This is a genomic window from Telluribacter sp., from assembly GCF_035998675.1.
Taxonomy (GTDB): domain Bacteria; phylum Bacteroidota; class Bacteroidia; order Cytophagales; family Spirosomataceae; genus Telluribacter.
This window is the reverse complement of sequence record NZ_DASYHI010000016.1, coordinates 114,833-140,661: the sequence shown is the minus strand read 5'-3', so window position 1 is coordinate 140,661 and position 25,829 is coordinate 114,833. Positions and strand designations below refer to the sequence as shown.

General features: G+C 46.6%; 21 protein-coding genes. 1 reads left to right on the top strand and 20 read right to left on the bottom strand.

The genetic code is table 11. The features are described 5' to 3' along the window. Positions 1 to 105 precede the first annotated feature (105 nt). The 8 genes from VGN67_RS10320 to sucD form a co-directional block, all read right to left on the bottom strand. Positions 106 to 1,161, bottom strand: coding sequence for a gliding motility protein GldN (locus tag VGN67_RS10320; RefSeq protein WP_327486785.1), 1,056 nt, complete (start codon positions 1,159 to 1,161; stop codon positions 106 to 108). Positions 1,162 to 1,216: 55 nt separating this feature from the next. After that, entirely contained in the window at positions 1,217 to 2,809 is a 1,593-nt protein-coding gene (gene gldM, locus VGN67_RS10315; RefSeq protein WP_327486736.1) for a gliding motility protein GldM, read from the bottom strand. Between the two features lie 62 nt (positions 2,810 to 2,871). Further along, a complete protein-coding gene (gene gldL, locus VGN67_RS10310; protein WP_327486735.1) occupies positions 2,872 to 3,690 on the bottom strand; it encodes a gliding motility protein GldL in 819 nt (272 codons plus the stop codon). 108 nt (positions 3,691 to 3,798) lie between these two features. Further along, on the bottom strand, positions 3,799 to 4,872 hold the full coding sequence (locus tag VGN67_RS10305; RefSeq protein WP_327486734.1) for an SUMF1/EgtB/PvdO family nonheme iron enzyme: 1,074 nt from the start codon (positions 4,870 to 4,872) through the stop codon (positions 3,799 to 3,801). A gap of 255 nt (positions 4,873 to 5,127) precedes the next feature. Further along, positions 5,128 to 6,081 carry a type IX secretion system membrane protein PorP/SprF gene (locus VGN67_RS10300; protein ID WP_327486733.1) on the bottom strand — a complete coding sequence of 318 codons (954 nt, stop codon included), beginning with the start codon at positions 6,079 to 6,081 and terminating at the stop codon, positions 5,128 to 5,130. Positions 6,082 to 6,226: 145 nt separating this feature from the next. Then, positions 6,227 to 7,012: a uroporphyrinogen-III synthase gene (locus VGN67_RS10295; RefSeq protein WP_327486732.1), complete on the bottom strand. Its 786-nt coding sequence runs from the start codon at positions 7,010 to 7,012 to the stop codon at positions 6,227 to 6,229. A 43-nt stretch (positions 7,013 to 7,055) separates the two neighbouring features. Then, positions 7,056 to 8,234 (bottom strand): DUF4271 domain-containing protein, encoded by a 1,179-nt coding sequence (locus VGN67_RS10290; RefSeq protein ID WP_327486731.1) that lies wholly within the window; start codon positions 8,232 to 8,234, stop codon positions 7,056 to 7,058. Between the two features lie 58 nt (positions 8,235 to 8,292). Beyond that, on the bottom strand, positions 8,293 to 9,171 hold the full coding sequence (gene sucD / locus VGN67_RS10285; RefSeq protein WP_327486730.1) for a succinate--CoA ligase subunit alpha: 879 nt from the start codon (positions 9,169 to 9,171) through the stop codon (positions 8,293 to 8,295). A gap of 114 nt (positions 9,172 to 9,285) precedes the next feature. Here sucD and VGN67_RS10280 point away from each other — a divergent pair, with 114 nt between their 5' ends. Then, positions 9,286 to 9,882: a hypothetical protein gene (locus VGN67_RS10280; protein WP_327486729.1), complete on the top strand. Its 597-nt coding sequence runs from the start codon at positions 9,286 to 9,288 to the stop codon at positions 9,880 to 9,882. On the opposite strand, the gene VGN67_RS10275 is transcribed toward VGN67_RS10280, so the two are convergent. From VGN67_RS10275 to VGN67_RS10220, 12 genes are all read right to left on the bottom strand, one after another. Then, the gene (locus tag VGN67_RS10275; RefSeq protein WP_327486728.1) at positions 9,871 to 10,707 is read right to left on the bottom strand and encodes a 5'-methylthioadenosine/adenosylhomocysteine nucleosidase; all 837 of its coding nucleotides are present in this window, start codon (positions 10,705 to 10,707) and stop codon (positions 9,871 to 9,873) included. The genes VGN67_RS10280 and VGN67_RS10275 overlap by 12 nt on opposite strands. A 9-nt stretch (positions 10,708 to 10,716) precedes the next feature. Beyond that, the gene (locus VGN67_RS10270; protein ID WP_327486727.1) at positions 10,717 to 12,030 is read right to left on the bottom strand and encodes an NCS2 family permease; all 1,314 of its coding nucleotides are present in this window, start codon (positions 12,028 to 12,030) and stop codon (positions 10,717 to 10,719) included. Between the two features lie 11 nt (positions 12,031 to 12,041). Continuing rightward, positions 12,042 to 13,283 (bottom strand): hypothetical protein, encoded by a 1,242-nt coding sequence (locus VGN67_RS10265; protein WP_327486726.1) that lies wholly within the window; start codon positions 13,281 to 13,283, stop codon positions 12,042 to 12,044. Positions 13,284 to 13,351: 68 nt separating this feature from the next. After that, on the bottom strand, positions 13,352 to 15,025 hold the full coding sequence (locus tag VGN67_RS10260) for an amidase (RefSeq protein ID WP_327486725.1): 1,674 nt from the start codon (positions 15,023 to 15,025) through the stop codon (positions 13,352 to 13,354). 314 nt (positions 15,026 to 15,339) lie between these two features. Beyond that, a complete protein-coding gene (locus VGN67_RS10255; protein WP_327486724.1) occupies positions 15,340 to 16,749 on the bottom strand; it encodes a TlpA disulfide reductase family protein in 1,410 nt (469 codons plus the stop codon). Positions 16,750 to 16,843: 94 nt separating this feature from the next. Continuing rightward, a complete protein-coding gene (locus VGN67_RS10250) occupies positions 16,844 to 18,445 on the bottom strand; it encodes a TlpA disulfide reductase family protein (RefSeq protein WP_327486723.1) in 1,602 nt (533 codons plus the stop codon). Positions 18,446 to 18,513: 68 nt separating this feature from the next. Then, positions 18,514 to 19,824: a DUF4249 domain-containing protein gene (locus tag VGN67_RS10245; RefSeq protein ID WP_327486722.1), complete on the bottom strand. Its 1,311-nt coding sequence runs from the start codon at positions 19,822 to 19,824 to the stop codon at positions 18,514 to 18,516. A 46-nt stretch (positions 19,825 to 19,870) separates the two neighbouring features. Next, a complete protein-coding gene (locus tag VGN67_RS10240) occupies positions 19,871 to 21,139 on the bottom strand; it encodes a DUF4249 domain-containing protein (RefSeq protein WP_327486721.1) in 1,269 nt (422 codons plus the stop codon). Positions 21,140 to 21,185: 46 nt separating this feature from the next. Further along, on the bottom strand, positions 21,186 to 22,454 hold the full coding sequence (locus tag VGN67_RS10235) for a DUF4249 domain-containing protein (protein WP_327486720.1): 1,269 nt from the start codon (positions 22,452 to 22,454) through the stop codon (positions 21,186 to 21,188). A gap of 46 nt (positions 22,455 to 22,500) precedes the next feature. After that, the gene (locus VGN67_RS10230) at positions 22,501 to 23,754 is read right to left on the bottom strand and encodes a DUF4249 domain-containing protein (RefSeq protein ID WP_327486719.1); all 1,254 of its coding nucleotides are present in this window, start codon (positions 23,752 to 23,754) and stop codon (positions 22,501 to 22,503) included. A 367-nt stretch (positions 23,755 to 24,121) separates the two neighbouring features. Continuing rightward, the gene (locus VGN67_RS10225) at positions 24,122 to 25,102 is read right to left on the bottom strand and encodes a hypothetical protein (protein ID WP_327486718.1); all 981 of its coding nucleotides are present in this window, start codon (positions 25,100 to 25,102) and stop codon (positions 24,122 to 24,124) included. A 69-nt stretch (positions 25,103 to 25,171) separates the two neighbouring features. Next, a complete protein-coding gene (locus tag VGN67_RS10220; protein WP_327486717.1) occupies positions 25,172 to 25,492 on the bottom strand; it encodes a carboxypeptidase-like regulatory domain-containing protein in 321 nt (106 codons plus the stop codon). Between the last annotated feature and the right edge of the window lie 337 nt (positions 25,493 to 25,829).

Genomic DNA, 25,829 nt, shown 5'->3' with positions numbered 1-25,829 from the left:
CTTGTTTTTCAGGGTAAGCATTCCTGCCAGTATATCTGAAAATAAAAAGGAAGAGCGGCCAAACTGGCCGCTCTTCCTTTTTATAAACTTCAGTAGTATCAACTCTTAGTACTCCCACAGGCTGTGCTCAAGTTCCATCAGTTCCTGCTCGTACTGTAGTGATTTTATCAGAGCTTCTTTTTCACCCTTATAGATGGAAAGGAAATCCTTGTTATTGGGATTAGAAAACTTGGTAATACGACCGTAGAACAAACGCAGGTCAAACGCGTCAGCCAGGTTTTTATGCTGAGCCTGGTTTTGGGTGTTGTACCAGATGTACTTCTTAGGATCACTTCTGAACAAACGCTCAATATCCTTGTATTTGAAAGAAGCTACGGGTACTTCAAGACCGGTGGCCGTATTCTGCTCGGCAGGTAGTACAATGGTAACCGCCTGAATATCGGAGTACAACCGCGAACGCTTTCTGTCAAAGGTCCAGTCTTCTTTTAACTCCAACAGACTTAGCTGATCAGGAAAGTACTCTTCTTCGGTAGCGGCAGTAAGAACCGGCTGCTGAAAATCATCAGCGGGCTTTGCTTCCTCAACGGGTTTTTCTTCCGCCTTAGCTACCTCTCCTTTTTTACCTTTAGTAGTTGACTTTTTGGGAGCGGGTGTTCCCCATCCATCATCCTCTACGGCAGCTGTTTTCTTAGCGTCTTTTTTAGGAGCTCCCCATCCGTCGTCTGCCGGTTCGGCAGTTTTGGCCGGGGTAGTTGGCTTTGCGTCCCAACCACCACCATCGGCGGGCTTCTGACCAAATCCTGCCGCAATTTCCTCTTCCGAAAGACCAGCCGTTTGATTTGGCATAATCAATTTCTTCTGGAACATTTCAGGAGTCAGCTCAGTGGTGCATGAGTCATTAACGTATGGCGTAATCAACCCTGCCTTGGCAGCTTCAATCAGGTACCTCGTGATCTCATTGTTCTGCGCGAACATCGGAAGATTTTGCTTTTCTTTCAAATCAACCCTGCGCCACAGCGTCCTCTTCATCATTATGTCATTCGGATCAATGGGTCGTGCCGATAGCTCATTGGCCTTCGACTCATCCTTTTCCTGTGCATAGGTTACCGTAGTACCCAGGGCAAGGGAGAGGATTGACCACGCAACAACTTTACCATTCATTCTCATAAGCACTGATGTGTTTTTAATTTTTCTTTATAACGATGCAGAAGCACAATCAGTATAGGGGAACCGGGAATTGTTGATTACCCATCTCTACGTCGCTGATATTGCCCCGGAAGTTGCGGCGTTGTACACTTAGCACCTCAACTACATAACGGTCTCCCGCTTCGGCCTGTTGTGCCAGTGAAGAAATAGATCCGCCTCCGTTTAAACTAATAGGGCCGGCTACCCGACGGTTCCCGCGGGCCAGGGAAACCTGAATCTGCCCTACCCGGAACTGCGCATCCTCAGGATTGAAGTTTTTAAAGCTCTCATCTGCTACGGCAAGTACCTGTATACTACGGGCACCCGATGCAGGAACACCTCTACGCACATCTACCACAGCACCATTAACTCTTAATTCAAGGGTAGGCTTCGGTACCCGCGATACCCGGAAGTTTTCAGTACCTAATAAGTTGCCACCGTTGCTTACACGCAGACTAACCTGAGTACGGTTTGGTACTATAACAATTCTGCCCTTTTGACCACCTGAAATTACTTCGGCACCATCAGCGGCAAAAGTTGGAGCCCACAGAGCACCCAGCGCCGGGCTTTGTATGCTCAGTTTGTTCGAACAGCCCAGATACAAAGGAGGTAAGGTACCTGTTTCGATCTGGTAGGTAGGTTTGGCTACAAAATATTCCTGCTCAAGGCGAACGGTAGTGTCACGGCCCGAGGGGGTAGGGAACGAAATAGTACCTGTCAATACCCGACGCGCCAAACCTTCGGCGTTATAGCCACCACCCTGGGCAGTAAATTCAATAACCCCTTTTCCGTTTTGAACCCGGACCGGCGCCCCATTGAGGCTCATGCGTGGCGTAATACCACTGGCCGATGCCGCAATGAACATTTCGCCGCGGTACTTGGTACCGGCTGCTACTACTCTCGACTCAGAACTAATCATTGCCAGAATCCGGTCAAACTTAATATCAGCGGCTCCAACCTTGCTGGCCAGGTGAGTAAGTACTTCACCTTCCATGCGGCGGATATCGGTTTGCTTCTGACTCAGTACGGCCAGCGCGGCAGCAACGGGAGTCTGAGCAAAGTTCATTTCGGCAAAGTCCTTGTTCCGCTGATCGGGATTGTTACGGGCTACCGGGTCCTGAGCGGCGTCCAGCGCCAGGGGCTGGAAGGTTTCCGGGCTGTATTGATTCAAGGTTTGCACGTATCCGTTCAGGCGCTGCTTGAGGGCGTAGGCCTTTCCGTTTTTGTTGCCACCAATCATCAGCTGGGCTACCTTGTCTTCCTCCGCAGGGTTTACAATACTTCCCTGCTCATTAAGTCCACCACCGGCGTCCTGAATGATTTGCTGCTTCAGCGTATTGATTTCATTGATAACGTCGGCCGAAACTTTACGTACGTCATCGGCTTGTTTCATGACCGCAACATCGCCAGCCCGGTTTCCCGATTTCTCAACGGCGGCTTTTATTCTGAGTACGGTTTCTTGATTTATTTTATTAGCTGCCCCAGAAGATAATTCCAATGAATTATTAAGAAGAACGAATTTCTCGATAATAGCTGAGCTAACTTGCAGTGCAAGCATTGCGGTCAGTACGAGATACATCATTCCGATCATCTTCTGACGGGGAGATTCTTTTCCACCTGCCATATGGTTCAGTGATCAGTTTTCAGTGAAAGGTTATTTTTAGTAAGAGGGTGTTCAATAAGTACTTAGGCGTTACCCCGCATAGCGGTCAGCATATTGCCATAGACGTTGTTAAGAGACGAAATATTGTTAGTCAGCTTAGACATTTCATTTTTGAACACCTGCGATTCTTTAGTAGCATCTGCCATGTTTTCCATAGCTGCCGTGAGGTTGCCATAGAAAGCGTTCATGGCTTTCAGGTGCTTGGTAGTATCCTGCAACTCCAATTCATATACGGCATTAAGGGCGCCCATGTTCTTGGTAATCTGCTGGAACTGTTCCCGATATGACTGGGCGTCGTGGGTAGCGTCAGCCATTGACGACATGGCATTGATGGCTACACCATAAGACTTATTCATATCATTAATTGCCACCGAGGCCGACTTTACATTGTGAGCGTACTCGTTGGTAGCTACCGTGGCGTCGGTCAGGTCGGTCATCCGGTTTACGGTGTCAGAGAGGTTACGGAAACCTTTACCCAGATTTTCAAAAATATCGGGAGTGATTTTAGCGTCAGCCAGCATTTGATCCATACCGGTGGTAAGTCCGTTACCTACGGCTACTGTTCTGCCGGTAGTAACACCAGCGCCAGCGTAGTCGTCAGCCAGCTCAGGGTATACACGTGCCCAGTCTGGTTCTTTCTGAACGGGCTGCGCAAATGTTTGTAATGCATAAAGTGCAAAAATGACTGCTTCTGTACCCAGTCCGATGGTTAGCATTTCGCTACCACCGTCCCAGTGTTGAATTTTAAAAAGGGCACCCAATACTACTACTGCGGCACCGGCACTGTACAATGTAGGCAGTACTTTATCGAAGAAAAAACTGGAACCGTTGTTCTTAGCCATACAAATTCAATTGTTTAACAAAAATTATTATTAGTAGTGAATTAAAAAAAGTTAGATGAAAGGGTTAAAAAAGAAGCAGCTTAGAGCTGCTTCCTATATTTTGAGTGGTTAGCGACGACCGCTGCTGGCACCACGGCGCCCATCCACGTTGTCCATGACGCAGCGGAAACCAATGAAAGCCCGACGCTCAGTCTCGAATTCGTAGCTACGGGTACCGGTTTGCAGGTAGTAGGCTACATCTTTCCAGGAACCACCCTTAATTACTTTCCGGGGCTCGGTTGGGTCTTCATTCTTCGGGTTCATATCCCACATAATAGCATTGGAATTATCAGCAAAAGCGTCAAGCGTCCATTCCGAAACGTTTCCGGACATATTATACAGGCCGAATTCGTTAGGATTATAGGCATTAGACGGAGCCGTATAAGGATAACCATCGGCATCGTAATTACCTCGCTGAGGCTTAAAGTTAGCCAGGAAACAACCCTTTCCGTTCATTGTGTAAGGGTTACCCCAGGGGTACTTGGCACTGGCGCGGCCACCACGAGCCGCCCATTCCCACTCCGCTTCGGTAGGTAACCGGAAGGAAGGCGAATAGAACAAACCTTCTTTTGAACGGTAGTCATTGTAAAGATTGGAACGCCACTGACAGAAGTACTGAGCCGCCAGCCAGTTCACACCTACTACCGGATAGGTATCAAAAGCCGGGTGCATGTAGTAGTACTCAACCATGGGGTCACCGTTAGAATACGCAAAGTCTTTCTTCCATACGGTAGTATCGGGGTAGTACTTGGTTTTTATCTCCTCCTCGCCAAGCACCGAAATAGAATCCACCATGAGGGCATCAACGAACTGACGGTACTCATGATTGGTGATTTCGGTGTCATCCATATAAAATGAACTGATCGTTACCCGACGGTTCATGTTAACCATAGTGGCTGCCAGGTCTTCATCGGCCTGTCCCATTACAAATGAGCCAGAAGGAACTGACACCATTCCGGCAGGCGTAGTTTGACGATATCCCTTACGGGCTGTGGCAGTAATTTCACCGTTTGAAACTCCGCTTTCCTCTCCTTTTCCTCCGCCAAACTTTTCCTTGATAAAACCACAACTCTGCATCAGCATAAGTGTGGCTACCACGAGTAAGCTCTTGACTCCGTTCCGATAGAACATGTTTACATTCATGTGGCTTTTGCTATTTTGTATAATTAATGTCAGTCCTAAAAACGTTAATCTGTATTTGAATAGTATACTTTACTAAACGCCTAATTGCCTTTAAAAAAAGTTTGATATTTACTCGTCCTAACGAACGTTTTAAATGTCTTCGTATATCCCGTCTGTAATTCTTAGTAAAAGTTCCAAAGATATGGTAAGGTTCGCAAAGTGTGTATCAACAACTACGCCAAAAACCAAAAAAATAAAATACTGCCCTGAAAATTACTAAAAACGGAAGCGCGGCGTGCGTACAATGGTCTTTTTCCCTACTTTCGGGGCCGGTAAAGCGTAGGAAAGCAGAACTTCGTAAGAAGTCGGGGATTTCACGCTGGTACCTCCCACAACTATATCGTACGCCCCTGACAACCGCAACGACTGATCCTGCATTAGATTTATCCCGGCCATAACAATAACGGCATCCTGCTGCCGGTAGGTCACACCCGCCCAATACCTTTGGTTATAAGTAGCCATGGCACCACCTTCTGCTGAAAACTCGTTGAGGTCGGTCTTGACCAGCAGGATAGGCTGTACCTGCAGCAGGTACCCAAATTCCAGGATCATGCCGGCGTTGAGGTAAAAGGTAGGTACCAGAGGGTTGGTGGCGGCGTCAGCGCCTAACCGGTACCTTGCCCCCAGCAGGTGATTGGCCGAAAGCCCCACGTAGTAGGCGCTGGTTTCGTAGCGCACCCCCACGGAAGCATCCGGATGGATTTCCGAAATGACCCCGGTCTGGATGAGCGGGTCACCGGGTTCGCCGGGGCGAAGGCGGTTGTAGTCAATGGCCCGGCGGTACAGGCCGGCCCGGGCACCCACGGCCAGGTTACCACCGGCCATCGGAATACGGTAAGCCGCCGAAAGCTGGAAGTCCTGGTTGGTAAGCGGCCCGATACGGTCATTTAGAGCATAAAAGCCTATACCTATATTTTTAATGGGAACACTGAAAGAAAACAACTGGGTTGAGGCAGCTCCACCATCGTCAAAGGTGCCCTGGTAGCCAGCGTACTGGGCGCGGTGCGTCAGTTGGAAACGGGTCAGGCCGTCGGCTCCGGAAGCAGCGGGATTAAAGTAAATCTGATTCAGCGCGAATAAGCTAAACTGCGGGTCCTGCTGACCCAAAGCCCAGTTTGACAACAACAGGAAGGCTGCTGTCAGCAAAGGTGTAGAAAAAATGCGAATCATAAAGGTTGAAGTCATACCATGAACATATCTCTGTAAAATACTGCTCCACCGCCCAAAAGTTTAGAGAATAACGCATAATCACGGAAAAAATTGAGAAATAAACAAAAGGCCGGAAAATTTTCCCGGCCTTTTGTTTAATAAAAACTTATTGAAGATTATTCGCCTTTCGGATGTACAGTTCCAGCGCTCCCGTCATGGAAGGAGCGTTGGGCAAAGGCGCCTGGATGTCCAGAAATAGCCCGGCGTCTCCGACTGCCTTGGCGGTAGTAGGGCCAAAAGCAGCGATACGGGTTTTGTTCTGTTTGAAATCCGGGAAGTTTTCAAACAGGGACTTGATACCCGACGGGCTGAAAAAAGCAATAATGTCATAGTACACATCTTCCAGATCCGACAGGTCCGACGATACCGTCTGGTACATGGTAGCTTCCGTAAAATGGAGGTCTTCGGTATCGGCAAATTCCGGAATGTCGTTTTTGCGGACGTCGGAGCAAGGGTACAGAAACTTCTCGTTCTTGTGTTTACGAATCAGTTCTATGAGCTCAACGGCAGTTTTTGTCCCGGAAAAAATTTTCCGTTTCCGGATTACAATGTATTTCTGTAAGTAATTGGCGGTTTGTTCAGAAATACAGAAGTACTTCATGTCGGCCGGTACCTCAATTCTTCCTTCGTGGCAGATCCGGAAGAAATGGTCAATAGCGTTGCGGCTGGTAAAAATAATGGCCGTATGATCCAGGATGTTGACCTTCTGTTTGCGAAATTCTTTGAACGAAATGCCATCCACCTGAATAAAGGGTCGAAAATCGACTTTTATACCATACTTCCGGGCTAACTCATAATAGGGGGAATTTTCATCGGCAGGTCTCGACTGGCTTACCAGTATACTCGTCACCCTGGTGAGCCGATCCTGATCAAATTTAATGGTCTCACTCATTTATTATCAGCATTAGTTATCCCTTCGAAACAGTGCCATTCATTCAAAGGGCAAACTTTACACCGATGATGAGGGGTATGATTTCGATGACGCAAAGGTATGAAAATAAATACAGATTTATAAAAGACCCGACGGGCTTGATAAGAATGTAAAGCGAAATGAACCGGAGCAGGTAAAATATCACAAAAGGAGCCAGTAACGAGCTTTCCAGATCAACGCTCCACAGGGGGTTATAGAGTGAGTAGGAGAATAGGAAAATGGCGCAGCTACCAAAAAACAGGTAGGAAAGCTGGATGTTCTTGAAGTAATGGATACTCACCACGCTATCCAGGTTCAGCATTCCACCCACCAGAGACATATAGATGTATTTGAGGTAAAACAGCAGAAAGCTGATGGCGAACAGGGTGAAATAATCCGTGACCAGTTCGGGCAGGTCGTCTCCTCCGGTCAGGATAGTACCAGTTGAAAATAAATTGATACCGTTATTGTTAGACACTACGAGCAGGTAGCTGATTACCAAACTTAGTAAGGCCGTAAAGAAGATAACATGCGCGCTGAACGGTTTATTGATTTTATTCATCTCGTTCCGTTCATCCCGTTCAAGGAAGTCAAGAAGATTGATAAACCGCCGGAATGAAAGGGGAGCAGAGGTAAAGGCCAGCACATTCATGATAAGCAGAATAAGCATGATCAGGGCCGAAAAATCCCGGAAAGGATTGGTAGGTTTTGGTTTGATATTAATGAGGGACGTGGTAGCGTTTCCAATGGCGACCGGGCTCGCCGTTTTCAGGTTGGCTACCAGTACCTGCCTGCTCTCGGCTCCACTCGAGCCATACAAAGTAAGTAGTATCTCTTCCTTTTTGTAGGTGCGGAAAAGGCTGTCCATGTTCAGTTCGAGCCATTGCCCGGCCTCAATCTTCTTCTGAAGAGCCCCTTCTATAAACAGGTAGTTCTGCTCCTGGGGTTGTACCAGCAGGGTATAATGCCGGTTTTTTAAAAGGTCAACCAGCAAGCTGACCGACAGCGCTTCCTCGTGCAGGGAGCGGGAGTAAGGAACGAAGTTCTGGTACCGCGTGCTATACACCAGCCAGTCGTTTTGGTAATCATAAACCAGAAAGTACTTTTTACCAGGCCCCACCTCATTTACAGCCTGTACGGAAAACGGAACAAGTAGTCCGGCGGCGGTAAGAACCAACAAGAGCAGTGAACGAAAAATTTTCATTGCCAGAAAGAAAGGGCGGAGTTTCCCCAGCCCTTTTCTATAAATATAGTAGAAGTACTTATTTCTTACCCAAAGCAACCAGCATGGTTTCACCGATTACCGCCGGTGATTCAGCCACGTGGATTCCACACTCTCTCATAATTCGCATTTTGGCCTCAGCCGTATCGTCAGCGCCTCCGATAATGGCACCCGCGTGGCCCATCCGGCGCCCTTTGGGAGCAGTTTGTCCGGCTATAAAGCCAACAACCGGTTTTTTATTTCCGTTTTCAAGAATATACCGGGCGGCGTCTGCTTCCATGCTTCCCCCGATTTCACCGATCATAACAATTGCTTCTGTTTCGGGGTCGTTCATTAGCAGTTCTACGGCGTCTTTGGTCGTAGTACCAATAATAGGGTCACCGCCGATACCGATGGCTGTGGTCTGGCCTAAACCGGCGCGTGTTAGCTGGTCAACGGCTTCGTAGGTAAGGGTACCTGACTTGGACACCAGACCAATAGTACCTTTTTTGAAAATAAAGCCGGGCATGATACCTACCTTACATTCTTCGGCGGTAATGATACCCGGGCAGTTAGGGCCAATCAGGCGGCAGTTTTTGCCAACCAGGTAGTTTTTGGCCATCATCATATCTTTAGTAGGAATACCCTCGGTGATACAAACAATAACACCTATGCCCGCGTCAGCGGCTTCCATGATAGCGTCTCCGGCAAAAGCAGGGGGTACAAATATGATTGATACGTCAGCGCCGGTCGAGCGAACGGCCTGATCAACCGTATTAAAAACCGGACGGTCAAGATGGCTTTGGCCACCTTTGCCCGGGGTTACGCCTCCCACCAGATTGGTACCGTATTCAATCATTTGCTGGGCGTGAAATGAACCTTCTGAACCAGTAAAACCTTGTACTATAACCTTTGAATTTTTATTAACTAAAACGCTCATGTGTTAGATCGGTTTTTTTGGTAAAAGTAGAACGAAAAGCCCTAAGTAGCAAAATGTACCAACTAATTTGTAAATTGCTCCCTTACAGTTACGTGTTCCAAAGCTAGATTTTCCATGATGATTACTCACGTTTTATCTGATTTGATTCTATTCGTTACAGGTTTAGCTGTGTACCTGATATTTTTCCAGAGACAATCCATTTATGACCGTTTGCTTTGGGGGATTTTTATAATGAGTATTGCCATGACGGCGCTGGTAGGGGTATTCCTGTTTGCCGGGTTTGACTGGCTGCAGCCTATTCATAGTTCACTGCAGCGGCTCGAGTCTACCCTGGGGGCCGTATGTATGGTAGTGGCGTCGTGGGGATTAATTATGCTCACCGAAACCGGACGACTGACTTTCTGGGGTACCATTGGGGCAGGGAGTGGCGTCTATTTTGGATTATCCTGGTTTAATCTGGGGGTTATGGTGCAGGTAGTTCAGCCTCTGTGCCTGGTTATCACGCTTCTGATAGCCTGTTTAGGATTATTACGAAAACAAAAAAGTGCGCTCTGGGTGGTATTTTCCATGATGTTGCTGGCCCTGGCGGCCAAGGCCTCCTCCATGTCGCTGCCCCTGCACCCGCTGGATGTCAATCATTACCTTATTGCGCTGGGTATCTACTGTGCCGGCAAGGCGGCACAAAACGAGTACAAGATCTTATTTAAGTAATCCCACCAATTCAACCACCAAAGCCGCCGAATTACGGGCCGCTACTTTTACAAAGTTGAGCATATCCTCGCGGGCGTTGCTGTCGGCCTTGTCGCTCAGGCTGCGAATAACAATGCAGGGTACCTGCTGCTGCCAGCATACCTGAGCCACCGCCGCACCTTCCATTTCGGTAGCATCGGCCCCGAAGTCGGCTCTCAGCTGCTCTACTTTCTCCGCAGACGACACAAATACATCTCCCGTTACTATACGACCCGTTATGACTTTAGGTGCCCGGCGACTCGCCGCGGTAGGTTCCAGTTGTACCCGCTTCACGGAGGTTAGCGTTTTGCTTAATAAAGCGGAGTCGGCCGGAAAAAAATCCGGGTTAAACTCGCCCGTAATGGGGTTGCGGGTCTGGCGGGTCGCCTGCTTCTGGAAAGTAATGTAGCCGAAGTCATGGTGGCTGGTTTCGCGGCCAATGACTATATCACCGGGCAGTAGGTCCGGGTTCAGGCCACCGGCTATTCCCGTAAAGATAACCTCCGAAGGTTTGAAGTTTTGCAGAGCCAGCGTGGTAGTCATGGCCGCATTTACCTTTCCAATTCCGGTCAGGGCTATTACTACCTGGCGACCGTTTAGCTCACCGGTGGTAAACTGAATGCCATGAATGGTGTGCTTTTTGGCTTTTTTAACGGATTGCTCCAGCAGCTTCACCTCATCATTGAACGCCCCCAAAAGAGCCGTGACCGGACGAGGCTTGTAGATTTGAGCATTACAGACAGGGAGCGTCGCCAGGAAAACAAGAATACAAATGGCTGCAACAGCGCGCTTTGGTAGTTGGTACATGGTACTTTATTAATGAATAGTGGTAAATAACGATAGAATAGCAAAGGCAACAATAACCAGCAGGGTAGGGGTGAGTTCCCGGTACTTGCCGGTGGCGATTTTAAGAAAGGTCCAGCTAAGAAATCCCCAAATAATACCCTGGGTAATGGAATAGCTGAACGGGATAAGTACCATCGCCAGAAAAGCAGGTATGGCCTCATCCAGCGCCATCCAGTTAATACGTACCACCGGGCGAATCATGTAAACGCCCACAATAATTAGGGCCGGGGCCGTAGCAATAGCCGGTATCACCGCCAGCAGCGGCGATAAGAACATGAACGGCAGAAAAAACAACGCGGCAAATACTGCCGTCAGTCCGGTGCGGCCTCCCTGCTCTATCCCTACCGCTGACTCGATGTACGCGGTACCCGGACTGGTACCCAGGAGTCCGCCCAGGGTAGTAGCTACGGCGTCGGTCAGTAAGGACTTTTGTACGTGGCGGGGTTCGCCGTTCACATCTTTCAGATTGGCGGCCTCGGCTACACCCACAAAGGTAGAAAGACTATCAAAGAGGTCCGTAAAGACAAAGGCGAAGATAACCGGCCAGAGCGACCACCGCAGAGACCCCAGTAAGTCGAGGCGGAAGAGCAGGCTAAAGTCCGGCGATGCTACCCAGCCGCCCCAGTTGATAAGGGGCGTATCACCGCCCCATACCCTCCCAATGCAGGCCGCCAGCAAAGTAGTAACGCTTATTCCAATAATAATGGCTCCTTTTACATTCCGCACGACCAGGGCCGCCGTTAGAAATAATCCAATAATAAAGGTCAGGACAACAGCATTGTCAGCCCGGGCCATTCCTACCAGTGTGGCGGGATTGCCCACAATAAAACCAGCGTTGGTAAAGCCGATGAGGGCAATAAAAAAGCCGATTCCGGCGGCAATAGCGTGACGCAGTGGCTGGGGAATGGCCCGAAGCAGTAACGTTCTGACGTTAAGAAGGGACAACAGCAGAAAAATAATTCCCGCCCAAAATACAGTACCCAGGGCCGTTTCCCAGGCCAGCCCCATTCCTTTAACAGCCGTAAAGGTAAAGAAGGCGTTAAGCCCCATGCCGGGCGCAACAATAAGCGGATTGCAGGCGTACAGCCCCATCATGAGGCTACTGAAAAAGGAGAGTAAAACCGTAGCCGTAAGTACCCCGCCGAATGGCATACCCGTTTGGCTGAGTATAGCCGGATTGACCACAATAATGTACATCGTAGCCAGGAAAGACGACAGCCCGGCTATTAGTTCTATACGTACGCTGGTACCGTTTTCAGTCAGGGCAAAGTAGCGGTCAAGCATAAAGAAGGGGGTTAATCAACCCCCGAAAATCGCGGATTTATTACATTATTACTAATGGAACCAAAAGTATAGGTCATCCCGAATGAAGAACCGAATCTGAAATTAGTGGGCAGCTGCCGGTTATTGAGCAGGATCTGGCTGGCATCTCCCTCACTTTTTGCCAGTGATATTTGATTATTAATCAGACTTATGTTGCTGTTTAGCCAGACCGAAAGTCCCTGGGCTACCCGCCAGTTCAGGTCCATTTCCAGACTTAGGCTGTTTTTGCTTAAATCGTGTAAATATTGGTACGCACTTAGCTCCGCACTAAACGATCCCCAGAGTTCGGTAATTCCCATGATACCCGACAACTGATGGTAGGGGAGTGTTTCCTGCTGCTTATCAAAAATAGTGGTTTCGATATAGTTAAGCTTACGAATACCAGCCTGGTATACCCACCTGAGTTGGTGCCGGAGTACTTCCGAAACCGGATACACGCTGTACTCCAGTGCGGGAGCCACGCTATGGCTGAAGCGTATATTCTGATAAACGGAGTGGTAGCCCCGGTAAAATCCACCGGCCGACCAGTTGTCGGAAAAACTCTTTACGTACAAACCCGAAAGTCCATAGTTGGTATTACGGGCAGTTACCTCCTCTCCGTCTACGACATAGCGGTTAAAGTACTGGTTATGATAGGAGTACACAGAAAACTTGGAGGCGTCGGTAACCCGGTTAATACTAAGATCGGTACGGATTGAGGTATTTTTTTTATTGCTTTCACTGTTGAATGAGCCCCTTCCGCCCAGCCGGAATACCCAAAAGTTCCACTTGTCTGGTACCGGTACAACAGCGATAGCTTGTCGTTCCGGAAAATCTATAGATATCGTTTTCATCAGATCTGAATCAAGTATGTACCGGATCAGGCCCATCTTTATGTATTTAACCAATGATGTGCGAATAATATCTTGGGTGTCAGCCTGCTGGGTGTCAAACTTAATTGTGTCATTTATAGCTGCGTACTTATTCTGACCGTAAAAAGTAAGGGTATACTCATGCCCTCCCGAACCCGTGCGGATCCGGCTGATAAGTATCTCAATATCGGCAACATACCTATCCCGCACAAAATCAAAAAAAGATAATTCTGACCTTACGTAATCATCATAGCAATTGGTCGTACAGTTCAGGTATACTTTTGGAGGAGCGGTATATTGGGCATGCAGGTTTTTGGTTGATCCTAAAAAGATGAATAGTAGTAAAATGCACAGTAATCTCATATGTAGTTTTGTTGTATACCTACATATAAGAAAATTATTGTGCCCGGACTTCTGGGATTGGTAGCTTTCTAGTCTAAAGCCGGGTGCTTGCGGTGGTGGTTGGTGGCGTCCTGATAAGCTTTGGCTACTGCCAGTACTTTTTCCTCTTTCAAAAGTTGTCCCATAAAAGTAATGCTGGTAGGAGTACCTTTCTGACTGAAACCGTTGGGAAGTACCACGCACGGATGCCCCGTCAGGTTGGTAATGGTCAGGTTGCCGCCCCCGTAAGTCGGTGACAGGTACACTGCTACATTGGCTGCTTTAAGCGTCCGGTACATATCCTGGATGAGCTTTGTCCGCAGACGGTTGGCCTGGATGTACTCCACGGCCGGTATAAAACGGGCCGCCCGGAACACGTTGGGCCAGGCATTTTTGATTTGCCGCACCATCAGGTCGTCGCGGTTGGAGCGGGTCAGGTCGTCGAAAGCGGCGGCCGCTTCGGCCGACAGAATAATGGTCATATCACCGGCCGGATAGCCCGATGGTAGCTCCATAGGTACCAGTTCTGCTCCCAACTTGCGCAGGGTTTCCAGGGTAGCCTGATCGTTGGCTTTATTGGGATAATCTGCCTCAAAAGCTTTCTTTAAGTACCCAATACGGGTACCCTTCAGGCTTTGCAGCGGCGCGTAGTTAAAAGGTGCCTCTATGATGGTTGCATCCTGCCCGTCGGGACCGTAGATGGCGTTAAATACATAGGCACAGTCTTCTACCGAGCGGGTAATGGGGCCAATCTTGTCCATGCTCCAGCTCAGGGCCATGGCCCCGTAGCGGCTTACCCGGCCAAAGGTGGGCCGCAGGCCGGTGGTACCGCATACAGTAGAAGGTGATACTATAGAGCCAAGCGTTTCGGTGCCGATGGCGAAAGGTACCAGGCCGGCAGCTACCGCCGAAGCCGACCCCGCCGACGAGCCGCTGGAACCGGCTTCCAGCGCCCAGGGGTTTCGCGTCATGCCCCCGAACCACACATCACCCCAGGCGAGTGCCCCCAGCGTCAGTTTGGCACAAAGTACCGCCCCGGCCTCTTCCAGTCGCTTGATAACAGTAGCATCTACATCCAGGGTTTGGTCTTTGTAAGGCATGGCCCCCCAGGTAGTCTTGTAGCCCCGTTTAGCCAGCAAATCCTTGGCTCCGTAGGGGATGCCGTGCAGGGGACCCCGGTACTTACCCGCCTTGATCTCCGCGTCGGCCCTTCGGGCCTGCGTCAGCGCCAGGTCATCCGTCAGCGTAATGACGCAGTGCAGCTTTGGATCGTACTTCTTTAGGCGGGCCAGGTAGAATTTTGTCAATTCCTCGGAACTGATCTGACGGCTCCGGATCAACTCCGATAGCTCAGAAACGGTAAAGAAGGCCAGGTCATCGCGATTGGCCGGTAGTACTACCTTACCGGCGGGGCTGCGGCGAAAGGGCTTTTTGGTTTGGTCAATGGTAAAGCCGGTGGGCAACGGATTAAAGTCCAGCGCGGGGGAAATATCGTTGGTAAGCTCTATTTTTCGCATTTTCTCGTAACCTTCCCGGGTGTCAATAAGCTCAGTTAGCATGGAGTCGCGTTCGGCTTCGGTAAACTCCAATCCGAATACCTCGGAGGCTTTGTCAACCAGTTCGGTCGTAAGGGGGCGGGGCGGGTGAATGGTTAAAAAAGAGCCCAGGGTAAAGCTCCCCAGGAATCCGGCCCCGAGCAAGAGACCTTTGGTGTATTTATGCATGTACTTAAAGAACTTGTTTAGGTTGATGAATGGGTACTTCGTTAGTTTTTGAACTACGAAAATACAAATAAAACCCGGATAAGCGCTTAATTACCGGCGTAGCTTAGCGGCACAGGAAAGGTACAGTCCGAAACACTCACCCAGATTTGAAATCGGGCCGGTCCCCCGCCGGGGTTGTATCTATTCGCGTTTTAAACGCTGAGAATGATGCCCCAAATGAAGGCGTTAAGATTGCAAAGGGCAAGTTAGGGAGCTGCCTGGGAATTAGTTTTTCTTTTGGCTATCGGTATTTTATTTCAAATGAATCAAGCCACTTACTCCTCCAGCGCCCTGTCCAGCACTTGTCGTACCTTCGGGTCGCTGGGGCGGGGAGCATTTGCATCCAGTACGTTTCCCTGCCTGTCCAGAAGAACGTAACGCGGGATTTCTTTGAGCTTGAACTTCATGGTGAAGCCAGAGTTGGCTGGATCGGGTACTAGAAAGCTCTCTTTATCCGCCAGCCCCAGCTGCTTCATAGCCCGCTCCCAGGCTGCTGGGTTCTCGTCCACCGACAAGTACACAAACTGTACATCCTTCGATTCGTACATAGCTTTTAGCTTTTTTGAAGCAGGCATTTCAGCTCGACAAGGTGCACACCAGCTTGCCCAGAAGTCCACGTAGGTGAGGGTGTGATTAGATATAACTCCTGAAAGATTTACCTTTTGTTTTGATATATTTACTAGTTGCCCTTCTGCAAAAGTCATATTACTGAGAGCCTCACTTTGTATAATGTAGTTTTTGTATTCATCGTTTTTACAAATTTTATAATATTTGTTGAGTTGTGAATTAAATTCTGACTGGCTAGAGGCAATTGAATATGTCTTGGATTTTGCGGCCACCAAAAGAAAAGTTAAAAGATAGTCGCGGGTTTCTCCTTTAAATTTATCCACTATGTGATTGAAATAGTCCACTAGAGATGCTTTTTCAAAACCCGTACTTAGGTAGTAATCTATCGACAGAGAGTTCCATAATGCCATTCGGTAGAAAGGAATGAACAAGCTTTTATCGTCACTCAAACCTTTTGAATAGCTACTTAAACTTACCAAGTAGCTATTGTCCCATTTAGTAAATGGTCTGCTAAGCGTTAATTTTTGATAGGCTTTTTCATATTTAATGAACTTTTGCCATGCTTCTTCAAAATCAGAACTAAGTCCGAACTTTTTTCGATAATGATTCAAATACTCTTTCTTTTTATTAAATACAGAATCTATGTCCAGATCGCGCAATGTGCCATTCTTAGAGTACTTCGTTTTACTAAAATAAAATTCATCATAATCAACAATTGGGGCAATCTCCCGTCTATAACTGACGTCGAAGTTTAGCTCCTTGTCCATCTTGACGTCATTAGTTTTTGCTGTCCAAAAATTATCATTGCTATCTCGAATGAACGTAATGCTATCGAGTGGCTGAAAAATCATAAAGTAGGTTTGATGTTTCCAGTGCGCATCCGAAATTACGGTTGGAGCCGCAAGCTTATAAGTCCCTTTCCGGAAGTTTACATAATTATCGAACTCATCCCGAAAAAGCAATTCATGGTCTATTGGATTGGTGCTAACTTGAAGCATGATAGAGTCCGGGAAACTCCGCTGTAAAGGTTCTGTGGTTGTACTGGTAGGTTTATTATCATTTTCTGAGTAATTAGTACAACCAGAAAGGAGAATTAATATCAAATGGAGGGCTCGCATAAGTTTTTTATGTTTACTACGTTTGGAAAAGGATCTAGTGCCGCAATAGTGAAGATTTGTTCTGTTGAATATCAATCCAATTGTTAGTTTTTACCTACTCCTCCAGCGCCCTGTCCAGCACCTGTCGTACCTTCGGGTCGCTGGGGCAGGGGGCGTTAGCGTTGATAATTTTACCGCTTTTATCCACAACCATGTAGCGGGGGATAGTGGTGAGTTTGTGCTCCTGAAGGAACTTTGATTTCTCTGGTCCCAGAATCCTGAAACTATTCATCGTCAGATTAACCCCTAACCGCTCGGAGGCTTTTTCCCATTTCATAAAACTATCATCCAGGGAAACGAATACTACTTCCAGGTTTTTATTTTCATAGACTTGAAAGAGATCTTTGGAATGCGGCATTTCTTCAATACAGGGGGCGCACCAACTGGCCCAGAAGTCCAGGTAAATAACTTTCCCTTTCTTACTTTTGAGTAACTCTTCTATGGTAATCTGCTCTCTGTTTAGGGTCAATAAATGTAGATTGGATGGAGTTTTATTAAGCAGTTTATCTTTCTGGTACTTAGCAAGCGCTTTCTTAATGAGCGTAGTATCCTTCACTGTATTTACAAATGCCTTCAGGTAGGTTTGTGTTTCGTCCGGAAAAAATAGATCAACTTTACCCAAACTCGCAAAAAGCAACTGTTCCTTCACCGAAGGACTAAGCCCGGATATACCTTTTGCCAGGGTGAAGCTTTCCTTCGGGTCTTTAAGATTATACTGATTGGAAACGGTCCACTTTGCTTTGGATGTGATGTATTTCTTTTCAAAGTTGTCCAGGCATTGATTAAAATAAATATCCTGATAACTCTGACGGGCGTATCTACTGTTTAGCTCTTTCGCAGCCTGAGTTGAATCGAGCGAATCGGCCATGATTTCAAGTTTCAAAAGCAGGTTGGAGTACTTTTGCTGATAGAACTTGTAAACTTCGTCTGAAATTTGTTTGTGACTACGTAGTGAATCGAGGATTTGCTGGCTGTTGTGTTTTAAATTTTCAACAGATGAGAGGAGATTGACACCCATTTTATTTTCCAGCTCTTCAAGATAGGCCCCTTTTTCATAGCCTTTCCTGGCACTTTGCCTCTTGTTTTCTTCTGGATCATCAAAAAAATGCTTGAAAGCTACATTTCGGGTATCATCTGCCATACCCGCCGTCAGGTAGGCATCCGGATATTTTTTGTTGATTAGGGTTTCGACATTCAGATCTTGTGGGGCATAGGTACCTGATGAACGTTTGATGACGACTGGCTTACTGTGATCGAAGCTGATAACCAATGAGTCGCCTTTATGTACCAAGAAGTCCTGAAATTCGAAAAAGCCTAAGTATCGTCGAATCATTACTCGATTAGATTTTGTCGGATAAGTTACTGACTTATTTTTTGCAATTTCATTAAATCGAAAGTCCTCACGTTCAAAATCATCGTACAAAGCTATATAGTCAAGCCTTTCCCTGTTGCGCTTGGTTTTAGTATGAAGAATACTGTTGAACTCTGGTTTATCAACAAACTGGATGTGAATAATGCCGGGTTCAATGGTTTCATCGCTACGTTCAGTTGCTGCTGTAGTAGTACTATTTTCCTTAGAAGGGTTGGTACAGCCGAGAAATAAGATGACAGCAAGTAGTTTGCATAAACAGAAAAAAGAGTAGGGTAGGGATTTCATAATGCAGATAAGTTTTCTTTGGGTAGGTCTTTTTCTTCAATAGGAATACTTTTAATCGGCTGCCTTCCTCACTCCCTCCACCCCTGCGGCATATAGGATGTTTGCTTTTCGCTATCTACACAGATAGCCGTGTAGGGGCGGCTGCGGGATGATAGATCAATTATTTGAAAAATGGGTGTATTGGGAGGTGAGGGTTCAGGATTGGGTAGACGGCGAAACATAGCATAAAATAGCTCATTCATCCCCGCAACATAGTTGCCTTTCTCATCCACTCCTCCTCCGTAGGGTATACCACGGGTATCGGTGCGGTCGAGCCAGTACCTTTGCGTCGAGACAGCCGAAGCGGTAAAATAACCCACCACTAACTCATTCGGGTCACCCTGATTCTGTACATTACCAATGGACGCCGTTGGAGGCGGGTCGGCGACTCCTCCGCTATTTTGAGTCTGCTCTTGTAAGTCCTTAAAGAAGCGATATGCTGATGGGGTAAGGCTCGATTGCCGCAGCTCTACCAGGCATCCGTGGTGCTGGTAAAAAGGAACTTTTGCTACTTTTCGTTTAGCGATCAAGGCACCATCGGTATAACCGTCAGCAAAGAGATTTAATTCGGTACTCAAAAAGACAGCCCAGCACTTCGTACGACATTTGTAATCATAGGTCCAATCAGGTATGATTCTACCAGGAAAATGGGAGGCGGGTGGATAAAAGCAATCCTCATATAAATCGTTGCCAGGTCTAAAAGATCTCGTTCCAGCATTATTATAAACCTCGACAACATTATTAATAGAGTATACGCCCTGGTAGCAGGTGCGGCACCATTCCTGCTTTTCCCAAAGTTTCCAGTCCCATTTGTAATAGTTGGGCTGCCCCTCCGGGTCCTGTGTATCTATATACAAATCGTGCGCTGCCGTGTAGCCATCCAGTAGCGTAGGGGATAGGCTGCTGGGATTAAACTCCACCCGTACCTGTCCAATCAGAGGTACATCCGGCATGACCTGCTGGGTAGACTCATAGGTACTTCCATCGCTGAGGGTAAAGCGCAGCTGGTAGGCATGGCCGGTCTGTCCCCGGAAATCAGCGGGAAGGTAGTAAACGCCGTCCACGGTTTCGTGGGCTTCAATGACCTGAGCCGAGTCTACAATCACCTGTACTTTGGCTTTGGTCAGGGCCATAAAGCCGGGCCTGCCGTTGTTGGGGTCGCTTTTGGAGCGGTTGAGCCGGATAACCTGCTGCTCGGGCAGGTTATTGATAGTACCATCCACGATAACGACATCCAGATTCCCCGGCAGTTGCGGGTCATAGCTGTCTACGCAGCCGGAGAGCAGCAGTAGATATAATACACTTAGTAGCACTAGTACTTTACTGGTCAGGAGCTGCATCGATCTCTTTATTTTAACTGGTGGATAAATTGGAGGTAAAAACATTTCACTCGCGCCACCCCTTTGGTATGGCAGAGGTTTGTTTTTCGCTATCTACACATACAGCTGTGTAGGGGCGGGATGAGGAGGTATGTTTATCGATAATATTGTAAAATGGACCGTTTGGGGCGACTGGTTCAGGAATGGGTGCACGACCAACTAATAATCTAAATAAACCCGGAGGCGTACCATTTGTATCACTACGGTCGAGCCAAAAACGAATCGCAGAAACGGCCGAGGCGGTAAAGATCCCTACTACGATCTCGCGCTTTTTATTAATATTTTGCACATTCCCGATGGAAGCCGTGGGAGGCGGATCAGCTACACCGCCACTATTCTGTGTCTGTTCTTCAAGGTCCTTGTAAAAGCGATAGGAGGAGGGGGTGAGACTTGACTGCCGAAGTTCAACCAGGCAACCATCATGCTGGTAAAAAGGAATCTGTGCCACCTTTCGATTAGATATCAAATGTCCATCAGAATAATTATCTGCAAAAATGTCTAAATGTTTACTCGACAGAATAGCCCAACATTTGGTCCTACATCGATAATCATAGACCCAATAGGGAAATCTTTCATAAGTATTTAATGGTGGAGGGGGATAAAAACAATCTTCAAACAGTAAGTTACCGGTTTCAAAAAAGCGTTGTGCATTATCATCATATTTAATCAGTACATTATTAATCGAGTAAAGTCCCTGCTCACACGAGCGGCACCATTCCTGCTTTTCCCAGAGCTTCCAGTCCCATTTGTAGTAGTTGGGCTGCCCCTCCGGGTCCTGTGTATCTATGTAGAAGTCGTGCGCTGCTGTGTAGCCGCCCAGTAGCGTAGGGGAGAGACTATTAGGGTTAAACTCGGCTCTTACCTGTCCAATGGCAGGTACGTTGGGCATCACCTGTTGGGTGGACTCGTAGGTACTACCATCGCTGAGCGTAAAGCGCAGCTGGTAGGCGTGGCCTATTTGCCCCCGAAAGTCGGAGGGAAGGTAGTAAACACCGTCCACGGTTTCGTGAGCTTCAATAACCTGAGCCGAGTCTACAACTACCTGTACTTTGGCTTTGGTCAGGGCCATAAAGCCGGGCCTGCCGTTGATGGGGTCGCTCTTGGAGCGGTTGAGCCGGATGACCTGCTGCTCGGGCAGGTTATTAATGGTACCGTCTACGATGACTACATCAATATTCCCCGGCAGTTGCGGATCATAGCTGTCTACGCAGCCCGAGAGCAGCAGTAGATATAAGATGCTTAGTAGCACTAGTACTTTACTTGCCAGGAGCTGCATCGATCTCTTTATTTTATCTGGTGGATAAGTTGTATGTAAAACCATTTCACTCGCGCCAGCCCTGCGGCATATAGGATGTTTGCTTCTCGCTATCTACACATACAGCCGTGTAGGGGCGACTGCGGGAGGTGTTTTTATCAAGAATTTGAACAATTGTTCCTTCATGAGGAGGAGGCTCGGGGGTAGGTTCGCGTCCTACCATAGCCAGGAACAAACCTGGGGGCTCGCCTCGGGTATCTTTCCGGTCAAGCCAGTACCGGACCGTAGCAATGCCCGCAGCCGTAAAGTACCCAACTACTATCTCGCGGCGGTTAGCAACGTTCTGCACATTACCTACCGAGGCAGTTGGGGGTGGGTCAACCACGCCACCGCTGTTCTGGGTTTGCACTTCCAGATCCTTGAAAAAACGATACGCCGAGGGCGTAAGGCTTGATTGCCGCAGCTCTACCAGGGAGCCACCGTGTTGGTAGAAGGGAATCTGCGCGACTCTTTGGCTAGAAATAAGTATACCGTCGGAATAGCTGTCGGCAAAGAGATTTAGTTCAGCACTAAAAAAGATAGCCCAGCACTTAGTCCGGCATTTATAATCATAGATCCAATAAGGTCGTATGTTACCAGTATTGACCGAAAGAGGTGGGTAGAAACATTTTTCAAATAATTGGTTACCAGTCTCAAAGTACATAAATCCATTTGCTGAATATTTTACCTCTACAGTATCTATGGAGTATAGACCTTTCTCGCAAGAACGGCACCACTCCTGTTTCTCCCAGAGCTTCCAGTCCCATTTGTAATAGTTGGGTTGCCCCTCCGGGTCCTGCGTGTCCAGATAAAAGTCATGCGCTGCCGTGAAGCCATCCAGCAGGGTAGGGGAAAGGCTATTAGGGTTAAACTCGGCTCTTACCTGTCCAATGGCAGGTACGTTGGGCATCACCTGTTGGGTGGAGAGGTAGGTACTTCCATCGCTGAGTATAAAGCGCAGCTGGTAGGCGTGGCCGGTCTGTCCCCGGAAATCAGCGGGAAGGTAGTAGACACCATCAGTTGTCTCGTGTGCTTCCACTATCTGGGCCGAGTCTACAACTACCTGTACTTTGGCATTGGTAAGAGGCATAAAGCCTGGCCTGCCGTTGATGGGGTCGCTTTTGGAGCGGTTGAGCCGGATGACCTGCTGCTCGGGCAGGTTATTGATGGTACCATCAACAATGACTATATCAATATTCCCCGGCAGTTGCGGGTCGTAGCTGTCTACGCAGCCCGAGAGCAGCAGCAGATATAAGATGCTCAGTAGCACTAGTACTTTACTTGCCAGGAGCTGCATCGATCTCTTTATTTTATCTGGTGGATAAGTTGGAGGTAAAACCATTTCAATTCCGCCACCCCTGGGGCATATAGGAGGTTTGCTTCTCGCTATCTACACATACAGCAGTGTAGGGGCGGCTGCGGGATTTTGTATCAAACAAGTAAACTATTGGTGATTCAGGTTCTGGATTCGGTTCCCTTCCTTTCAATGCCATAAACAAACCCAATGGGACGCCCCGGGCATCTTTGCGGTCAAGCCAATGCCGGACCGAAGCAACGCCCGAAGCGGTAAAGAAGCCTATTACTAATTCTGTACTGTTTGCGACATTCTGCACATTTCCTATTGAAGCAGTAGGGGGAGGGTCAGCCACTCCGCCGCTATTCTGGGTTTGTTCCTGGAAATCCTTATAGAAGCGATAGGCCGATGGAGTAAGACTTGATTGCCGTAGCTCAACCAAACCACCAGTCCGTTGGTGAAAAGGTATCCGGGCGATTTTACGGTTACTGATCATGGCTCCATCCGTAAAACCATCGGCAAAAAGGTTAAGCTCTACACTTGCAAAAATGGCCCAGCACTTGGTCCGGCACTTATAATCATAAACCCAGTCGGGTAATACACTCCCTGAGAAATAGTTCGATGTAGGGTAGAAACAATCTTCAAATAGCTGATTACCCGTAATATAAGATAGGGTCCCAGTTGGAGAATAATTAACAAGTACCGTATCAATGGAATATATACCCTGGTAGCAGGTACGGCACCACTCCTGTTTTTCCCAGAGCTTCCAGTCCCACTTGTAGTAGTTGGGTTGTCCCTCCGGGTCCTGTGTATCTATGTAAAAGTCGTGCGCTGCCCGGTATCCGTCTATTAGGGGAGGGGAGAGACTGGTCGGGTTGAACTCCACCCGTACCTTCCCAATGGGTGGTACATCCGGCATGATCTGTTGAGTAGACTGGTAAGTACTACCATCGCTGAGGGTAAAGCGCAGCTGGTAGGCGTGGCCGGTCTGACCCCGGAAGTCGCTGGGAAGGTAGTAGACGCCATCGTATGTTTCGTGGGCTTCAATGACCTGAGCGGAGTCTACAACTACCTGTACTTTGGCTTTGGTCAGGGCCATAAAGCCGGGCCTGCCGTTGATGGGGTCGCTTTTGGAGCGGTTGAGCCGGATGACCTGCTGCTCAGGCAGGTTATTGATAGTACCATCCACGATAACGACATCCAGATTCCCCGGCAGTTGCGGGTCGTAGCTGTCTACGCAGCCCGAGAGCAGCAGGATAAAGCTAAGGATGGGAAAGAGGGTTTTTCTGGTAACAGTGTGCATACTGATATACAGTGGTGTGAAACAATGGAAGGTAAAAAGGTAGGAATAGTCAATAGTAAATAAAAATACAACTATTTTTTCTTTGCCTACTACTTTTTCGCCCATCAGGGTGAGCATAATGTACATTAAAGGAACATATTTTACACTAGCTTTACTTCTACATACTATGTAAAGTAATGATGGCTTTGTAAAGTAATGATGGCTTTTCTGTGCCAGGCCCCCTAGTTCATCTGTAGGCTGAGCAACTCCTACATTCTCCGCAATGTTCTGTTCTTTAAGTACATAATTGATTCCTTAAAAATACAATATCAGGATCATTTTATCTTGATATTCTGACTAACTAGGAGCCATGCAACAAAGCCCTTTATTACTGAGAGTTGACATAATCAATAGGTAGTAACTTATCAATTTTTTCATAACTCCAATATTTTTCAGTATTCAGCCTATCGACTGGCTCATAATACCCATTTGAATAAAATCTAACGGGCAGATCACCATTTATAGATATTCGTGAAACTTGATAATCGCTTTTTCGGGATGATGAACGCACATAATATAAATACTCTCTCTCTTCTTCTTCATACATATACGAAATCACTAAATAACCTTTAAAGGATAAATTTTTATATATGGCAGAATTTGATATATTTAAAGTATTTCCGATTTGAAAACTAGTATCAGGCACCAAATAAGTATCATTTTTTTTAACTACATCCTTATCTTCTAAATAATAAATAAAAAGATTCGACATATTATCATGCTTGCGTACTATTATCTTTAAATTCTTATCAATCGCAGTAAATGGTATAGTAAAATCCAGTGATTCATTTCTATTCATCACCGCTCTCCAATTATGCAAGATAGGTTGTAAAGACTTAATTTGCTTTACCACTGATTTATCTGAGCTTACAGGTATTTTTGAATTAAGTAAATCGTATAACATATTTTCCTTGTTGAAGGAAATTGTATCTGTAAAAGTAAATATTCTACTAAAAAATTCTCCTGTTCCAATTTCGTTATAATGTTTAACTCTAAACCCTGATTCTGTAATAGTACCACTATACAGGCATTTGAAAAAATGATGCAACGAACCATTGAAGCTTTTTTGTCTATTTATATTCCATACTTCAATAATTTTTTTATTATTTTCTTCAAGGGATAAATCTTGAAATAAAGTAGAACCCTCATAGTAAGAAAAATTTTTCGAATAGTCTTTAACAAAATAAGACAATGAATATTTAATTTTATATCCAAGTGCGTTATTTTGTACTATTATTTCCTCATCAGATTTAACATGTAATTGATTAGTAGAATCAATAAAGTTAAACTCTAAAACTTCAGGATTCAATATCTTACATTCTTTGGAAAACTTTGAAGTCCCAATAAATTCTTCAAAAAATATCTTTCCATATTTTTTTCATCCATTGATATTAGTTGGTTTTACAACTATTTCATCTAATTCATGTAATTTAGGCTCTAATTCAATAACGCGCCATTTATCTGAATTAGAATTAATTTCTATTTCACTTTTATAGTATCCCAGCCTCGATACTATCACTTTATATGGCAATTTCGGAAAATTCAATAATTTAAAGTTTCCAGATTCATTGCTAATCGCACTAAAAGTTGTCCCATCTATATAGATATTAGCAAATGGCACTGGCTCCATAGATTTACTATCAGTAATTATACCTTCAACTGTAAAATTTTGTCCTATAACAGCATTAGATATAATCACGAAATGAAATAACAAATTCAATATTTTGTCCATTTGATACATCAAAAATATTTATAATATATCAATTCACTGATACGGCTCTGTGGTAGAGCTACCTCAAAGGGTATAAAGAACTTTAAGAAGCAATAACTTCAAGAGAAACGCTCTTAGTAGCCGTGTTTCTCCTTCATAGTGTATTACAGCGAAAAAAGTAGCATTAGCCGGTTCTACAAGCCTTTGATGTACAGAAACGGTACTATTGTGAAATAGGGGTAATACTATCTCAGCGTAAGGCAACACACTCAGTAGCACTAGTACTTTACTGGTCAGGAGCTGCATCTATCTCTTTATTTTAACT

What these genes read in the sequence shown, in the direction of transcription:
- VGN67_RS10320 (WP_327486785.1), bottom strand. Translation starts at nt 1,161, where the DNA reads ATGAATGGTAAAGTTGTTGCGTGGTCAATCCTCTCCCTTGCCCTGGGT.
- gldM (WP_327486736.1), bottom strand. Translation starts at nt 2,809, where the DNA reads ATGGCAGGTGGAAAAGAATCTCCCCGTCAGAAGATGATCGGAATGATG.
- gldL (WP_327486735.1), bottom strand. Translation starts at nt 3,690, where the DNA reads ATGGCTAAGAACAACGGTTCCAGTTTTTTCTTCGATAAAGTACTGCCT.
- VGN67_RS10305 (WP_327486734.1), bottom strand. Translation starts at nt 4,872, where the DNA reads ATGAATGTAAACATGTTCTATCGGAACGGAGTCAAGAGCTTACTCGTG.
- VGN67_RS10300 (WP_327486733.1), bottom strand. Translation starts at nt 6,081, where the DNA reads ATGATTCGCATTTTTTCTACACCTTTGCTGACAGCAGCCTTCCTGTTG.
- VGN67_RS10295 (WP_327486732.1), bottom strand. Translation starts at nt 7,012, where the DNA reads ATGAGTGAGACCATTAAATTTGATCAGGATCGGCTCACCAGGGTGACG.
- VGN67_RS10290 (WP_327486731.1), bottom strand. Translation starts at nt 8,234, where the DNA reads ATGAAAATTTTTCGTTCACTGCTCTTGTTGGTTCTTACCGCCGCCGGA.
- sucD (WP_327486730.1), bottom strand. Translation starts at nt 9,171, where the DNA reads ATGAGCGTTTTAGTTAATAAAAATTCAAAGGTTATAGTACAAGGTTTT.
- VGN67_RS10280 (WP_327486729.1), top strand. Translation starts at nt 9,286, where the DNA reads ATGATGATTACTCACGTTTTATCTGATTTGATTCTATTCGTTACAGGT.
- VGN67_RS10275 (WP_327486728.1), bottom strand. Translation starts at nt 10,707, where the DNA reads ATGTACCAACTACCAAAGCGCGCTGTTGCAGCCATTTGTATTCTTGTT.
- VGN67_RS10270 (WP_327486727.1), bottom strand. Translation starts at nt 12,030, where the DNA reads ATGCTTGACCGCTACTTTGCCCTGACTGAAAACGGTACCAGCGTACGT.
- VGN67_RS10265 (WP_327486726.1), bottom strand. Translation starts at nt 13,283, where the DNA reads ATGAGATTACTGTGCATTTTACTACTATTCATCTTTTTAGGATCAACC.
- VGN67_RS10260 (WP_327486725.1), bottom strand. Translation starts at nt 15,025, where the DNA reads ATGCATAAATACACCAAAGGTCTCTTGCTCGGGGCCGGATTCCTGGGG.
- VGN67_RS10255 (WP_327486724.1), bottom strand. Translation starts at nt 16,749, where the DNA reads ATGCGAGCCCTCCATTTGATATTAATTCTCCTTTCTGGTTGTACTAAT.
- VGN67_RS10250 (WP_327486723.1), bottom strand. Translation starts at nt 18,445, where the DNA reads ATGAAATCCCTACCCTACTCTTTTTTCTGTTTATGCAAACTACTTGCT.
- VGN67_RS10245 (WP_327486722.1), bottom strand. Translation starts at nt 19,824, where the DNA reads ATGCAGCTCCTGACCAGTAAAGTACTAGTGCTACTAAGTGTATTATAT.
- VGN67_RS10240 (WP_327486721.1), bottom strand. Translation starts at nt 21,139, where the DNA reads ATGCAGCTCCTGGCAAGTAAAGTACTAGTGCTACTAAGCATCTTATAT.
- VGN67_RS10235 (WP_327486720.1), bottom strand. Translation starts at nt 22,454, where the DNA reads ATGCAGCTCCTGGCAAGTAAAGTACTAGTGCTACTGAGCATCTTATAT.
- VGN67_RS10230 (WP_327486719.1), bottom strand. Translation starts at nt 23,754, where the DNA reads ATGCACACTGTTACCAGAAAAACCCTCTTTCCCATCCTTAGCTTTATC.